At 35.2% G+C, this 13,023-nt stretch carries 17 protein-coding genes; 13 read left to right on the top strand and 4 right to left on the bottom strand.

What is annotated here, in order from left to right; genetic code table 11:
- The first annotated feature begins 155 nt into the window (after nucleotides 1-155).
- From BR30_RS0124970 to BR30_RS0124955, 4 genes are all read left to right on the top strand, one after another.
- A complete protein-coding gene (locus tag BR30_RS0124970) occupies nucleotides 156-593 on the top strand; it encodes a MarR family winged helix-turn-helix transcriptional regulator (protein ID WP_026567388.1) in 438 nt (145 codons plus the stop codon).
- A gap of 83 nt (nucleotides 594-676) precedes the next feature.
- On the top strand, nucleotides 677-1,621 hold the full coding sequence (locus BR30_RS0124965; protein ID WP_026567387.1) for a ring-cleaving dioxygenase: 945 nt from the start codon (nucleotides 677-679) through the stop codon (nucleotides 1,619-1,621).
- A 52-nt stretch (nucleotides 1,622-1,673) separates the two neighbouring features.
- A complete protein-coding gene (locus BR30_RS0124960; protein WP_026567386.1) occupies nucleotides 1,674-2,651 on the top strand; it encodes a ring-cleaving dioxygenase in 978 nt (325 codons plus the stop codon).
- 14 nt (nucleotides 2,652-2,665) lie between these two features.
- Nucleotides 2,666-3,679, top strand: a complete 1,014-nt coding sequence (locus BR30_RS0124955; protein WP_026567385.1) for a pirin family protein — start codon at nucleotides 2,666-2,668, stop codon at nucleotides 3,677-3,679.
- 200 nt (nucleotides 3,680-3,879) lie between these two features.
- On the opposite strand, the gene BR30_RS0124950 is transcribed toward BR30_RS0124955, so the two are convergent.
- Nucleotides 3,880-4,374: a hypothetical protein gene (locus tag BR30_RS0124950; RefSeq protein ID WP_155928825.1), complete on the bottom strand. Its 495-nt coding sequence runs from the start codon at nucleotides 4,372-4,374 to the stop codon at nucleotides 3,880-3,882.
- Nucleotides 4,375-4,609: 235 nt separating this feature from the next.
- On the opposite strand from BR30_RS0124950, the gene cdaS reads away from it, so the two are divergent.
- Nucleotides 4,610-5,239: a sporulation-specific diadenylate cyclase CdaS gene (gene cdaS / locus BR30_RS0124945; protein ID WP_026567383.1), complete on the top strand. Its 630-nt coding sequence runs from the start codon at nucleotides 4,610-4,612 to the stop codon at nucleotides 5,237-5,239.
- A gap of 267 nt (nucleotides 5,240-5,506) precedes the next feature.
- Here the strand turns inward: cdaS and BR30_RS0124935 are convergent, their stop codons facing one another.
- Nucleotides 5,507-5,818, bottom strand: coding sequence for a winged helix-turn-helix transcriptional regulator (locus BR30_RS0124935; RefSeq protein ID WP_026567382.1), 312 nt, complete (start codon nucleotides 5,816-5,818; stop codon nucleotides 5,507-5,509).
- A 398-nt stretch (nucleotides 5,819-6,216) separates the two neighbouring features.
- On the opposite strand from BR30_RS0124935, the gene BR30_RS0124930 reads away from it, so the two are divergent.
- From BR30_RS0124930 to BR30_RS0124900, 7 genes are all read left to right on the top strand, one after another.
- Nucleotides 6,217-6,480, top strand: coding sequence for a metal-sensitive transcriptional regulator (locus BR30_RS0124930; RefSeq protein WP_026567381.1), 264 nt, complete (start codon nucleotides 6,217-6,219; stop codon nucleotides 6,478-6,480).
- An 84-nt stretch (nucleotides 6,481-6,564) separates the two neighbouring features.
- Nucleotides 6,565-6,792 carry a sulfurtransferase TusA family protein gene (locus tag BR30_RS0124925; RefSeq protein WP_026567380.1) on the top strand — a complete coding sequence of 76 codons (228 nt, stop codon included), beginning with the start codon at nucleotides 6,565-6,567 and terminating at the stop codon, nucleotides 6,790-6,792.
- A gap of 64 nt (nucleotides 6,793-6,856) precedes the next feature.
- Nucleotides 6,857-7,336, top strand: a complete 480-nt coding sequence (locus tag BR30_RS0124920) for a DsrE/DsrF/DrsH-like family protein (RefSeq protein WP_026567379.1) — start codon at nucleotides 6,857-6,859, stop codon at nucleotides 7,334-7,336.
- Nucleotides 7,337-7,420: 84 nt separating this feature from the next.
- A complete protein-coding gene (locus BR30_RS0124915) occupies nucleotides 7,421-7,996 on the top strand; it encodes a sulfurtransferase TusA family protein (protein ID WP_026567378.1) in 576 nt (191 codons plus the stop codon).
- Between the two features lie 121 nt (nucleotides 7,997-8,117).
- Nucleotides 8,118-9,245, top strand: coding sequence for an MBL fold metallo-hydrolase (locus tag BR30_RS0124910; RefSeq protein ID WP_026567377.1), 1,128 nt, complete (start codon nucleotides 8,118-8,120; stop codon nucleotides 9,243-9,245).
- A gap of 89 nt (nucleotides 9,246-9,334) precedes the next feature.
- On the top strand, nucleotides 9,335-10,111 hold the full coding sequence (locus tag BR30_RS0124905; RefSeq protein WP_026567376.1) for a sulfite exporter TauE/SafE family protein: 777 nt from the start codon (nucleotides 9,335-9,337) through the stop codon (nucleotides 10,109-10,111).
- A 313-nt stretch (nucleotides 10,112-10,424) separates the two neighbouring features.
- Nucleotides 10,425-11,159, top strand: coding sequence for a ZIP family metal transporter (locus tag BR30_RS0124900; protein ID WP_026567375.1), 735 nt, complete (start codon nucleotides 10,425-10,427; stop codon nucleotides 11,157-11,159).
- 13 nt (nucleotides 11,160-11,172) lie between these two features.
- Here the strand turns inward: BR30_RS0124900 and BR30_RS0124895 are convergent, their stop codons facing one another.
- Nucleotides 11,173-11,775 (bottom strand): DedA family protein, encoded by a 603-nt coding sequence (locus tag BR30_RS0124895; protein ID WP_026567374.1) that lies wholly within the window; start codon nucleotides 11,773-11,775, stop codon nucleotides 11,173-11,175.
- 77 nt (nucleotides 11,776-11,852) lie between these two features.
- The gene (locus BR30_RS0124890) at nucleotides 11,853-12,233 is read right to left on the bottom strand and encodes a YkvA family protein (RefSeq protein WP_026567373.1); all 381 of its coding nucleotides are present in this window, start codon (nucleotides 12,231-12,233) and stop codon (nucleotides 11,853-11,855) included.
- Nucleotides 12,234-12,521: 288 nt separating this feature from the next.
- Between BR30_RS0124890 and BR30_RS0124885 the strand changes: the two genes are divergently transcribed.
- A complete protein-coding gene (locus BR30_RS0124885; protein ID WP_026567372.1) occupies nucleotides 12,522-12,944 on the top strand; it encodes a MarR family winged helix-turn-helix transcriptional regulator in 423 nt (140 codons plus the stop codon).
- Nucleotides 12,945-13,023 lie beyond the last annotated feature (79 nt).

Here is a 13,023-nt window from a genome sequence, read left to right as displayed (position 1 = left end):
AGCTGTCATTGAAGCATTGTCAAAGTACCTGAAGATTAGAGTGTTTAACACTGTAAAAAATAAGATCAAGAAAAATATCTTGAATTCAAGATATTTTTCTTGCGTTTTATTCACTTGAGGTGTAAAGTGATAGTAACGAAAGGAGATAAGTCATGTTGAGAAAAAATACACTTGGTTCATTAATTTGGTTGCGGATTGCTCGATTTACACATCAAAGTAATTTATTATCAAATGATTTCTTAAAACAATACGGGATCACAGCTGCACAGTTTGATGTATTAAACCAGGTTTCGACTTATCAGCCGATCACACAAAGTCAACTTGCCACCAAAGTAACGGTGTCGGAGGGTGGAATTTCTCGTATGCTTACTCGGCTTGAGCAAGAGGGATATATACAGCGTAAGCAAGACTGGAAAACCAAATGGATTACCTTGACGAATAAAGGGGAAGGTAAAATGAATGAAGTTTTTGAACACCAACTTACTTTCCAAACGTCCATTTTCAATGAGTGCTTAACAGAGGAAGAGCAAAAAACACTATATAAACTGATGAGTAAGCTACAAAAACATACTGAGAATAAATTAGAAAAATAAGGATTCTTTTCCTTGTGGTAATTTTATGATATTATTTTTTAATTATCACTTGACTAGTTAACTGAAAGAGGAGGAATAATTTTATGTATAAAATTCCAGGGCATCATCACATTTCAATGATTACAAAAAATGCAAGTAAAAATAATCACTTTTACCGTCATGTGCTTGGTTTACGTCGTGTGAAAGTAACGGTGAACCAAGATGATCCATCGATGTATCACTTATTTTTCGGGGATAAAACAGGCAGCCCGGGTACTGAACTATCATTTTTTGAAATGCCATTAGTTGGTCATACACATCGTGGTACAAATGCTATCACAAAAATTGGTTTACTCGTACCATCAGAAGCAAGTTTAGCCTATTGGAAAGCACGTTTTGAGGAACATGGTGTAACCAATAGTGGCATTACAACGTATGCCAATCATCCTGCTTTACACTTTGAAGACTCTGAAGGTTTACGTATGGTACTTCTAGTCTCTAACGGTGCAAAAGTACAACACTGGGAAACGTGGGAAAAATCTGATGTACCCAACGAGCACCAAATTCAAGGAATGGGCTCTGTGGAAATGACGGTACGAAGACTTGATAAATTAGCAAGCACTCTTACAGACATGTTTGGCTATACAGAGATAAGCCGAACAGATGACGAAGCGATTTTTCAATCCATCAAAGGAGAGGTTTTTGGGGAAATCGTCGTGAAATATTTAGACGGTTCTTCTGAAAAACCAGGTCGTGGCAGTATTCATCATTTAGCAATTCGTGTAAAAAACGATGAGGAGCTCGAATTTTGGGACAAGCAAGTACGAGCACGTGGCTTCCATTCTTCTGGCATCGTGGATCGCTTCTACTTTAAGAGCCTGTATTTCCGAGAATCAAACGGGATTCTATTTGAAATTGCTACCGATGGGCCAGGTTTCACGATTGATGGAGACATTGAAACACTTGGAGAAAAATTAGATTTACCGCCATTTTTAGAAGGCCGCAGAGATGAAATTGAAAAAAATCTAACACCCATTGAGGAATATTAATAAACAAACCAAACTTATCATAAAAATTCGAATTTTCTAGGAGGAAAATTAAATGAACGAATTAAAAGGTATACACCACGTAACAGCTATAACAAGTAGTGCAGAAAAGAACTATGAATTTTTCACCTATGTTTTAGGTATGCGGTTAGTTAAAAAAACAGTTAATCAAGATGATATTCAAACCTATCATTTATTCTTTGCCGATGATAAGGGCAGCGCAGGCACTGACATGACGTTCTTTGACTTCCCAGGCATTCCGAAAGGTGTACATGGCACAAACGAGATTTCAAAAACCTCTTTCCGTGTACCAAGTGATGCAGCATTAGACTATTGGGTAAAACGTTTTGATCGTTTAGAAGTCAAACATACTGGAATCAAAGAGCAATTTGGCAAGAAAACTCTCTCTTTCGTTGATTTTGATGATCAACAGTACCAATTAATTTCAGATGAATTCAATAAAGGCGTGGAATCTGGTACACCTTGGCAAAAGGGTCCGATACCACTGGAATATGCTATTACTGGTTTAGGTCCCGTTTTTGTGCGAATTTCGATGTTTGATTACTTTAAAGAAATGCTGGAAAAAGTCTTGTTATTTAAAGAGACTGCGGCAGATGGGGCATTCCATTTATTTGAAGTAGGGGAAGGCGGCAATGGTGCCTCTGTCATTGTAGAATACAATACCGTTCTTCCTCAATCCCGACAAGGTTATGGAGCAGTACACCATGCTGCATTCCGAGTAGAGGATCGCTCCGTATTAGAAGAATGGATTGAGAGAATGAGTAGTTTTGGATTACCTTCATCTGGTTATGTAAATCGTCACTTTTTTGAGTCTTTATATGCTAGAGTGACACCACATATTTTATTTGAGTTTGCGACAGATGGTCCTGGTTTTATGGGTGACGAACCTTATGAAACACTTGGCGAAAAATTATCGCTGCCTCCATTCTTAGAAATTAAACGTGAAGAAATAGAAGAATTAGTTCGTCCAATTGATACTGTGAGAAGTACAAAGGAATTCGTCAAAGAATAGGGGAGGAAATAGACGTGAATAAAAAAATTATGAAAATACAAAAATTAGGATTTCCATGGGAGACAGAAGATCCGTTCCTTATGACAGTTCATCATAAGGATGCGTATCCCGCAGGAAATGAACAGCAGGGTCCTAACATTTCATTGGAAGGTAGAAATCTTGGCGAGGATTTTACGTTGCGTGATGATTTTAGAATGTATCATGGCAAAACGGTTCCGGGATTTCCTGTACATCCCCACAGAGGTTTTGAAACGGTAACAGTCGTTTTGGAAGGTTTGATTGATCATTTTGATTCATATGGGTCTGTAGGACGATTTGGGAATGGAGATGTTCAGTGGATGACAGCAGGAAAGGGCGCCCAGCATACTGAAATGTTTCCTCTCGTCCATCAGGACAAAGGCAATCCACTTGAATTCTTTCAGATATGGCTGAATCTACCTGCAAAAGATAAATTCGCACATCCTGAATATAAAATGTTATGGGCTGAGGATATACCGGAAGTACATGCAGCAGCTGCGAATGGACAGAAAACGACCGTAAGATTGATTGCCGGTAGTATGATGGGCAAGTCTAGTTTAGAAGCAAACACTGCTTCATGGGCAAACAATAAAAATCATCATGTGGGAATCTACGTTATTCATATGGAGCCGGAAGCAGTCTTCACCCTGCCGTCAGTTTCAACGACAATGACGAGAAATCTATACTATTATCAGGGAGATAAACTAAACATAGACGAGACTAAGATTGAAACGTACCATCGTGTAAAGCTTGTTGGTGATCAGGAAATCACGATTACAAATGGATCATCTGAGAGTTATATGCTGCTCCTAGAGGGTGAGCCAATACAAGAAACTGTCGTATCCTATGGACCGTTTGTAATGAATACTGAGAAGGAAATTCGCGATGCGTTCAAGGATTATCAAACTACTCAATTTGGTGGCTGGCCATGGGACCGTCCAGATCCTGTTAATGAGCGTGAGTCAGGAAGATTCGCCCGCCATGCGGATGGAAGAGTTGAAAAAAGGTAACTACTATGTACTGCTTCTATAAAACCATACAGTTTCAACAAAAGTATTTTCGTTGTACGTTGACTTATTCCATAATTTTAAATAGCAATAAAAAATGTATTATATAGAAAGCCTCTTTTCCGGAGGCTTTTTTGTCATGTAATAAACGGTTTAAAAAAGGGCGAAAAGCCGTCCTGATAGGCTTCTCTCCCTTTTTAATTCTAAGCTATATTTTCCATTCTAATCATGAATTCTATATCTTCATTACGAATGTTTAACAATCTTTCTAGTACTGCCAGCTTGGTGGTTGCTTCCTTGACTTCATATACATTTACAACATTATCACTCTTTAGGTTACGAATCATATCTGAGACAACTTCTTTAAAAGTTTGTGAATCAATCAATAAATAATGAATTAATTCTATTGCTGCTTCTTTTTCTTGTTTGTTTTTGATGGCAAAAATGCTTTGAACATCAGGCTCTATTACAAAAAGAGATTGTAAATCATCTGAAATTCTTATAGTAACATAACTTGTTTTATTTCCATAATACTCATTATCCCTAATTCGAATTAGATCAAGTCCAACCATAAATTCATAAAAAGGATTGTTCTTATCAAGGGTACGAAACATGTTAATTTCAATGTTTGATTTTTCTGCTATAAAGATTTCTTTTTCAAATCTAGTTTGAATTACTTTTGATTCTAACATAGTCATTTTCCTTACCTCGCTTCTAAAAAATATATATATAAAAAGTAACATGTATACTTTTAGTAACCTGAATTCATTATAGTAAACATGAGATAATAAATCAACTATACTTGCTTAAGATTATGACGGTATGCTCATAAATAAAATTTAATCTCCGAACTAATACTATTTCTAACAAGTATCGTAAACAATAGAAAAGTGGAATTAAAGGCTTTTAGCTAATAGTTGGAGGAATATCTAAATGGAGAGTAAGTGTGATTTTTCACCGTTAAAGCAAAATTTGGAGGATGGTATTAAACATATAATTAATTTACTCGAAGCCAATTTAGATGTCCTAGCTAACGAAAACCACTGTGTATTAGGGAGTTTAGAGGATGTAAAAGAGCATCTACTAAAAATTGAATCCATGGCGGCTTCCTTTTATTTAAATTGCTATTTATCATCCTTTACTGATACATATAATGACTTATCTATCGCTGCTCAAATCCTATCGCAACAAAATCATGGTGCACTTATTATAGTTGAACGTAGTGATTCTGTTGATAATATTATCCAAAAAGGAACAACAATAGGAGCTATGGTGACACCAAAATTATTGGAAGCCATTTTTTATCCTGGAAATCCATTACATGATGGTGCAGTTTTAATACGGGGAAATACAGTCGTCTCAGCAGCAAATGTACTTCCGCTGACAACTGTATTAACTGGAGATAAGAAAGTTGGAACACGGCACCGTGCAGCCCTAGGAATATCCGAAAAAAGCGATGCACTTGCTCTTGTTGTTTCTGAAGAAACGGGTAAAATTTCATTCGCGTTTGAGGGAAAGTTATATCCAATAAATACTAGAAACCCTATCTTGTTTAATGCATGAGAATAATTTTAAGATTAAGGATATAAATTTATGGTAAAAAAAACTAAAATGGTTATTAATTTCAGTTTGTATGATTCAAACGCGAATAATGGAAAAATGTCCATTATTCGCGTTTTTGTTTCTAAAGAATTGAAGTCGTATTGTCTAAACATTGGGGCATGAACATTAACACTTTCATGTTTGATTTATGAGGTTTCATTTAATAAGGAATAAAAATTCTGGGTTTATTTAATGTAACTAGCTTTTCCTCATTTCGGGTCTTTTAATTTACAACCATTTATCTGCCCATTCTTCCAAAGCTTTGAGTGATCTTCCGAGTTCTGTCCCTTTTTTGGTTAATGAATATTCAGTCCGTACAGGACGGTCTGCAATAACATTTCTTAGCACAATTCCATTTTCCTCGAGCTCTTTCATTCGTTCATTTAAAACTCTTTTACTTAAGTCGGGAATGAAGGCATGAATTTCACTGAATCTTTTTGGCTCTTCTATTAATGTATGAATAATTAGGCCAACCCATTTCTTCCCCATAATATGGTAGCACTCTTCAACTTTATTACATAATTTATTTTCTGTAACCATCTATCAACACCTCAAATAGTATCTTGGTTATTTTTAATAACTGTATGATAATAATAACAAAATCAGTTGTTAAAATAAAGTATTTACTGGAACAAAATTACCAAATGAATAGAATTTGTACTTATTTGTTCAATTTGACACAGATAAATGGATTGCTAATTTTATAAAAGTTAATATGGTGATTTTCTTAATATTTGTGTTTTTAATTCTTAAAAAGAGAACCCTAAAATTAGTCTATTGACTTTATACCTATAGGGGTATAATATAGAGCTTGTCAATGACATCGTTTCATTAAAGGAGGCTTACATCACATGTTTAATTTTAATAGTTCTGATTTTACCCCTTACTTTGTATAAAAGATATTTGATAGAAATTAATTTTTAGAGGAGGTAAATAACATGGAGTATAATGATCAAATGAAAAATAGGGTAAAACGCATTGAAGGGCAGTTAAGAGGAATCTTAAAAATGATGGAAGAAAACAAGGACTGCAAAGAAGTTATCACCCAGTTATCTGCAACTAGAAGTGCCATTGATCGCACCATTGGTGTAATAGTTAGTTCCAATTTAGTGGAGTGTGTTCAACAAGCAGAAAACCATGGAGAAAAGAGCATGGAAGAATTAGTAAAAGAAGCTGTTAATCTGCTGGTAAAAAGCCGATAAAAAAGGGTTGACACCCTCTTTTATTTTAACTAATATTAATACCCATAGGGGTAATGGTAATTGACTAATGGGAGGAATGTAACAATGAATATTACAAAACTAGTTAATGCTAAAGGCTTAGCATGTCCAATGCCAATTGTTAAAACAAAGAAAGCCATGAATGAACTTGAATCTGGTCAAGTTTTAGAAATTCATACAACAGATAAAGGTGCTAAGAACGATCTTACTGCCTGGGCTAAATCGGGTGGTCATGAATTATTAAAATACGAAGAGGAAAATGGTGAATTAAAGTTTTGGATTAAAAAAGGATAATTTTTTTATTTTCACAAATACCCATACGGGTATAAGTAGGGAATTACATCTAGGAGGTCATAACATGACAGAAAAGAAAAAGACTACAATTGTATTATTTAGTGGAGATTATGATAAAGCAATGGCTGCTTATATTATCGCAAATGGAGCAGCTGCTTACGATCATGAAGTAACGATTTTCCATACATTTTGGGGATTAAATGCACTTCGTAAAGATGAAAAAATTCCGGTAAAAAAAGGCTTAATGGAAAAAATGTTTGGAAAAATGATGCCTAGAGGCGCTGATAAAATGGGTCTTTCCAAAATGAACTTTGGCGGATTCGGTCAGAAAATGATTAAAGATATTATGAAAAAGCATAATGCTCTTGGCTTACCACAATTAATCGAATTGGCTCAAGAGCAGGATGTAAAACTTGTAGCATGTACCATGACCATGGATTTGTTAGGTCTTAAACAAGAAGAGTTATTAGAATCAATCGAATATGCAGGAGTAGCTGCGTATTTAGCAGATGCAGAGGAAGGTAATGTCAATCTGTTTATTTAAAATGAACGGCAAGGGAAGGTAAAGTTGTATAAATTTTTTTAATAAAAATAATACCCTTATAGGTATGAAAATAGGAGGTCTATCATGAATAACATAAAAGCAAACCTAACTTTAGATGCAAAAGGATTAGCATGTCCAATGCCGATTGTTAGAACAAAAAAGGCGATGAATAACTTGGTGGAAGGGCAAGTATTAGAAGTCCAAGCAACTGATAAAGGCTCCAAAGCCGATATGAAAGCATGGTCTGAAAGTTCTGGGCATCTATATTTGGGAACCATCGAAGAAGGCGAGGTATTAAAGCATTACCTTCGCAAATCTTCTAATGATGAATCAAATGAAAGAAATCATCCGAATGTTATCAATAACGAAGAACTTGAGAAAATGCTTGATTCGAATGAAAATATCGTAGTAATCGATGTAAGAGAAGCCGCAGAATATGCTTTTAATCATATTCCCAAAGCGATATCCATTCCATTAGGTGACTTGGAAGAGAGAATAAATGAATTAAACAAACGAGATCAAATTTTTGTTGTCTGCCGGACAGGAAACCGCAGTGATCTTGCAGCTCAAAAATTAACGGAAAATGGATTTACTAACGTAATCAATGTTGTTCCAGGAATGAGCGGGTGGACTGGTGACACAACAGGTATCATTAAATAATGGAAAATGGTAATTGGTTTTGATTCTAATAGCATTTTGATGGCACTTAAACACTAGTTCGCAGACTTCTAAAACAGCATATTTTTTTTAACAAAATAATACCATGGGGGGTAATCGGAAGATGGCTGTAAATGCAATGACTTCAAAAGATGTAACGAAAAATGTTTTTGATAAAGAAGAGTTATTTGTTCTTGATGTACGTAATGAAAGTGATTTTAAGGATTGGAAAATTGAAGGCGAAAACTTTGAGTATTTAAATATTCCCTATTTCGAATTACTCGATGGTGTAGAAGAAATCGTAGATAAAATTCCTACTGATAAAAAAGTAGTGGTTGTTTGTGCGAAGGAAGGCTCATCGGTAATGGTGGCAGAAATGCTTTCGGATGCTGGGTTAAACGTGTTCTACCTTCAGGGTGGAATGAAAGCGTGGAGTGAACATTTAGAACCTGTTAAAGTGGGAGACCTAAATAATGGAGGCGAAATATATCAGTTTGTTCGGATCGGTAAAGGCTGTTTATCCTACATGGTGGTTTCAAACGGTGAAGCAGCACTGATTGATGCAACTCGTATGACCGATACCTATCTTGACTTTGCTGAAAGGATAGGTGCAAAAATTACTCATGTATTTGATACGCACCTTCATGCTGACCATATTTCAGGCGGGAGGACAATTGCTGAGAAAACTGGAGTAACCTACTGGCTTCCACCAAAGGATGCAACAGAAGTAACCTTTGATTATCAACCATTAGAAGACGGTAATGACGTAACCATCGGAAAGACTATTATTAATATTCATGCATTGTATTCTCCAGGTCACACGATTGGTTCCACTTCTTTTGTAATTGATGAAAAGTTCCTGCTTTCTGGTGATATTTTGTTTATTGATTCAATCGGAAGACCGGACCTAGCGGGTATGGCAGAAGACTGGGTTGGTGATTTAAGGGAAACTCTTTATAAACGTTACAGAGAATTATCAGAAGAACTTATCGTTCTACCAGCCCACTTTATGATTATTGATGAGTTAAATGATGATGGAAGTGTTTCAGAAAAATTAGGAACATTGTTTTCTAAAAATCATGGTCTAAACATTGAAGACGAAAATGAATTCAGAAAAATAGTAACGGGAAACTTGCCGCCGCAGCCAAACGCTTATCAAGAGATTCGTCAAACCAATATGGGTAAAATCACCCCAGATATTGAACAACAGCGCGAAATGGAAATCGGACCAAACCGTTGTGCGGTTCGTTAATTGTAAAATTGGAGGAAATATTCAGATGGAATCGATAAAAAAATAAAAGGGAACCAATGGAGATTTCCTTTTCTAAAGAGGAGGATAACATGGATATTGGCTTTATATTTACGATCTTCCTAATTGGAGTTGTAGGCTCTTTTATTTCAGGTATGTTAGGAATAGGGGGAGCTATCATCAACTACCCGATGTTGTTATACATTCCAGTCATGCTTGGAATGGGTCATTTTACAGCACATGAAGTTTCTGGAATTACAGCTATCCAGGTATTCTTTGCGACAATTGGTGGTGTGTTAGTCTACCGAAAAGGTAGATATTTAAATAAAACACTGATTGCTTACATGGGAATTAGTATTCTGATTGGAAGTTTTATTGGGGGATTCGGTTCTACGCACATGCCTGAAAGAGGAATTAATATCGTGTATGGAATTTTAGCGTTGATTGCCGTTATCATGATGTTTGTACCGAAAAAAGGAATCGATGATATTCCTTTGGAACAAGTGAAATTTAATAAGTGGTATGCTGCACTATTCGCCTTTATCGTGGGGATTGGAGCTGGTATTGTAGGGGCAGGAGGTGCTTTTCTGTTAGTGCCAATCATGCTTGTTGCGTTAAAGATTCCAACAAGGATGACCATTGCCTCTTCCTTAGCCATTACACTTCTTTCATCGATTGGGGCTGTTTCGGGTAAAATCACAACAGGACAAGTGCCAATTTTACCTTCACTTATCATGGTTGTTGCTAGTTTAATAGCTTCACCAATTGGAGCAAACACTGGGAAAAGAGTTAATACCAAAGTGTTGCAAGTCATTTTAGGGAGTTTAATTTTGGCTACTGCAGTGAAGACATGGATTGGAATTTTATAACCTTGGGTATTATTTCTAGATATTTTATAATTTGCATTTTAGAAATATAGGAATCAAACTAAGGAGTTTGAAAGGTTAATTATATTGTAAAACTTTGTTCATAGAAAATTAATTATTAACGTGTAATATAATTTTTGCAAACTAGGACAATTTGCAAGCTTTTCAAACCAACCCCCTTATTTTAAAGATTCGGCACCGAGCCGAATCTTTTTTATGTTTTGTCTGCAATAAAATCTCTTTATTAAGCCAGAAGACTTTTGAATCGTCTAAGCATAAAGCGGTTCGCATATGATGGTTAAAAGGGGGGCCTTGAATGATTGAAGAAATAAAGTTAAGCTCTTTTGTCGTCTTACTTTTTTTCAGTGGCATGTTTTTAGGGGGAAGTTCAATCCAATTCATGTCCCTTTTGTTAAATAGAAACTCTTTGTATTTACAGATCTTTTGCGTAGGATTGCTGGTAGGCTTATTTGCTTTTGAATTACTTCCAGATGTTTTTAGGGATTTTAAGTTGATTGGAATTTTTACAGGAATTTCAATTGGCATATTTATTATGTTTATGATTGAAATCATCATACATAAAAATATTTTTCAAACAGAGCACACAGATACCATTTATTTTTTATTAGTTGCCTTATCCATTCATAGTATTCCGACGGGAATTTCTTTTGGGATGAGCTTACAATCAGGTCAAATGATAAACTATGGGTTATTGATTGCATTTTTTCTTCATAATGTCCCAGAAGGTATGGTCATTATGGCATCGATGCCACTTATTAAAAAGAAAAATAAATTGTTTGTAACCTTTTGTTTTACGCTCTCCATGGTAATTGGCCTTAACATATTTTTGGGTATGAATATGAGAGTAGACTCAATCAAATGGAATACGGTCATGATGGGAATGACCCTTGGGACGATGGGTTACGTTACATTTTATGAACTACTGTGGAAGAAATCTAAAAAGCTTGCAAAAGGAAAAGTAGGTTTAATTGTGGTTTTAGGAATGGTTTGTATTCATTATTTCTTAAGGTTTCTTCCTTCACATTCATAAACCAATAAAATATTCACGCTCTTCCTAGTTTCTGTTTTCGTCTCCATAAAAGATAGACACTGACTGAGAGTAGGAGAAAGAATAAGATGAGATAAATACTGTATTTTGACATATATAGTTCAACTTGGCCCCATTTTTCTCCTAGTTTTCTTCCTAATGTGATAAAAGTAAAACTCCAAAGTATTGCTCCAGAACAAGCATACAAAAAAAATTTTCTAAAAGGGAAGTTGTTTAGCGCTGCTACATATGCAGTAAGATGTCGAACTCCAGGAATAAAATAGCCTATTATTATGAGCGGAGGTCCAACTCTTTTGAATAAATTTTTCGTTCTATCGATTTTTTCTTCCGTAATGTGAATCTTAGGGCCAAACTTTTTTATAAGAGGCAAACCGAACTTATAACCAATAAAGTAGCTAAGCGATATACCACCAGTTGCTCCAACAAAAGCACTAAATAATGAGAGTATGTAAGATAACTTTCCTTGAACCACATTATAGCCGACATATGTTAAAAGAATTTCATCAGGAATGGGGAGACCTACAATTCCTCCAATTAACGCTAGTATAATTCCAAAATATCCAAAATGTTCGATAAGGTAATTCATATGTTGCTCCACAAACATCCCACCTAAAAATAATTTTAAAAATATCCTTTATATATAACCTTTTAAAACAAGTTCTATTCCAATCACTGTTATTTAAAAAATAATGAAACAATCCAGAACAAAACACCTATCCAAAGAAGTATAATGAACGTTCCTGCTATCCAATTTTTCTTTTTTACCCTCTCAGAATTCTCGACAATTTCACGACATTCCTGAAGTACATCTTTGGGAATTAATTTCAAAGCTAATGAAATTCCAAGTGGGATTAGGATAATATCGTCGAGATACCCCAGCAAAGGAATAAAATCTGGAATTAAATCAATTGGGCTAAAGGCATATGCCACAATGATAATGGATAGAAGTTTAACATATAAAGGCGTTTTGGGATGCTTGTAAGCCTCCACTAACACAAAAATATCCTGTTTGATCTTTTTTGCACGAGCTTTTAATTTTGCAATGGTTTCCCCCATCTATTTCTCCTCCTATAATAGATCACTTCTCTATATGTCAAAAGGGTGATAGCAAATGACTTAATATTATTGTACTTCACAAAGGGTTGCTGCGTCTTTTCAGATTATTCCACTAAAGTTTCAGTTAGTTCAATAATATAAAAGGTTATTGACAAAAAAATTCTTTGACATTCCTCATCTTGGCCAAACATCTAGGGGAACTTCAGATATTTCTACTGTATCACTAAGGGTCAGAAATTCTAATTCATTTACTTGAAAATACATAGACGTCTATATATAATAAAAAACATGATAAAATATGACACAGCATCAAAAGTTGGAAAGATTAGAGACGCAGTAAACAATTTGATTTTGTCGGAGCTTAACGAACTCGGAGTGGATGGTATCGCCCCCTCTCATGGGGATATTTTAGTGTGCCTTTACGAAAAAAATGGTTTATCTGTGAAGGAACTAGCTGAAAAAATCCATCGCACTCAACCGACTGTAACAGTATTAATTGATAAACTACAGAAACTAGGGTTTGTAGAGAGAAATAAGAGTAAGGAGGACAGTAGAATAACTTTAATCAATCTTACCGAAAAGGGAACCAAGCTGGAACCGATATTTCGTGAGATCTCAGAAAAATTAAACACTGTCATTTATGGGGGTTTAACGAATACCGAAAAAGAACTGTTAGAGTCTTTGTTAGAAAAAATCCTACAAAGATTTTAATTTTTTTTGATAAATAGATAGATATCTATGTAATTAGAAGTAAACGATTAGATAGTTTAGAAGGAATAATGAAAGGCGA

Source organism: Bacillus sp. UNC41MFS5 (assembly GCF_000686805.1).
This window is presented reverse-complemented; position numbering and strand designations above follow the sequence as displayed.

What these genes read in the sequence shown, in the direction of transcription:
- BR30_RS0124965 (WP_026567387.1), top strand. Translation starts at nt 677, where the DNA reads ATGTATAAAATTCCAGGGCATCATCACATTTCAATGATTACAAAAAAT.
- BR30_RS0124960 (WP_026567386.1), top strand. Translation starts at nt 1,674, where the DNA reads ATGAACGAATTAAAAGGTATACACCACGTAACAGCTATAACAAGTAGT.
- BR30_RS0124950 (WP_155928825.1), bottom strand. Translation starts at nt 4,374, where the DNA reads ATGACTATGTTAGAATCAAAAGTAATTCAAACTAGATTTGAAAAAGAA.
- cdaS (WP_026567383.1), top strand. Translation starts at nt 4,610, where the DNA reads ATGGAGAGTAAGTGTGATTTTTCACCGTTAAAGCAAAATTTGGAGGAT.
- BR30_RS0124935 (WP_026567382.1), bottom strand. Translation starts at nt 5,818, where the DNA reads ATGGTTACAGAAAATAAATTATGTAATAAAGTTGAAGAGTGCTACCAT.
- BR30_RS0124930 (WP_026567381.1), top strand. Translation starts at nt 6,217, where the DNA reads ATGGAGTATAATGATCAAATGAAAAATAGGGTAAAACGCATTGAAGGG.
- BR30_RS0124925 (WP_026567380.1), top strand. Translation starts at nt 6,565, where the DNA reads ATGAATATTACAAAACTAGTTAATGCTAAAGGCTTAGCATGTCCAATG.
- BR30_RS0124920 (WP_026567379.1), top strand. Translation starts at nt 6,857, where the DNA reads ATGACAGAAAAGAAAAAGACTACAATTGTATTATTTAGTGGAGATTAT.
- BR30_RS0124915 (WP_026567378.1), top strand. Translation starts at nt 7,421, where the DNA reads ATGAATAACATAAAAGCAAACCTAACTTTAGATGCAAAAGGATTAGCA.
- BR30_RS0124910 (WP_026567377.1), top strand. Translation starts at nt 8,118, where the DNA reads ATGGCTGTAAATGCAATGACTTCAAAAGATGTAACGAAAAATGTTTTT.
- BR30_RS0124905 (WP_026567376.1), top strand. Translation starts at nt 9,335, where the DNA reads ATGGATATTGGCTTTATATTTACGATCTTCCTAATTGGAGTTGTAGGC.
- BR30_RS0124900 (WP_026567375.1), top strand. Translation starts at nt 10,425, where the DNA reads ATGATTGAAGAAATAAAGTTAAGCTCTTTTGTCGTCTTACTTTTTTTC.
- BR30_RS0124890 (WP_026567373.1), bottom strand. Translation starts at nt 12,233, where the DNA reads ATGGGGGAAACCATTGCAAAATTAAAAGCTCGTGCAAAAAAGATCAAA.
- BR30_RS0124885 (WP_026567372.1), top strand. Translation starts at nt 12,522, where the DNA reads ATGATAAAATATGACACAGCATCAAAAGTTGGAAAGATTAGAGACGCA.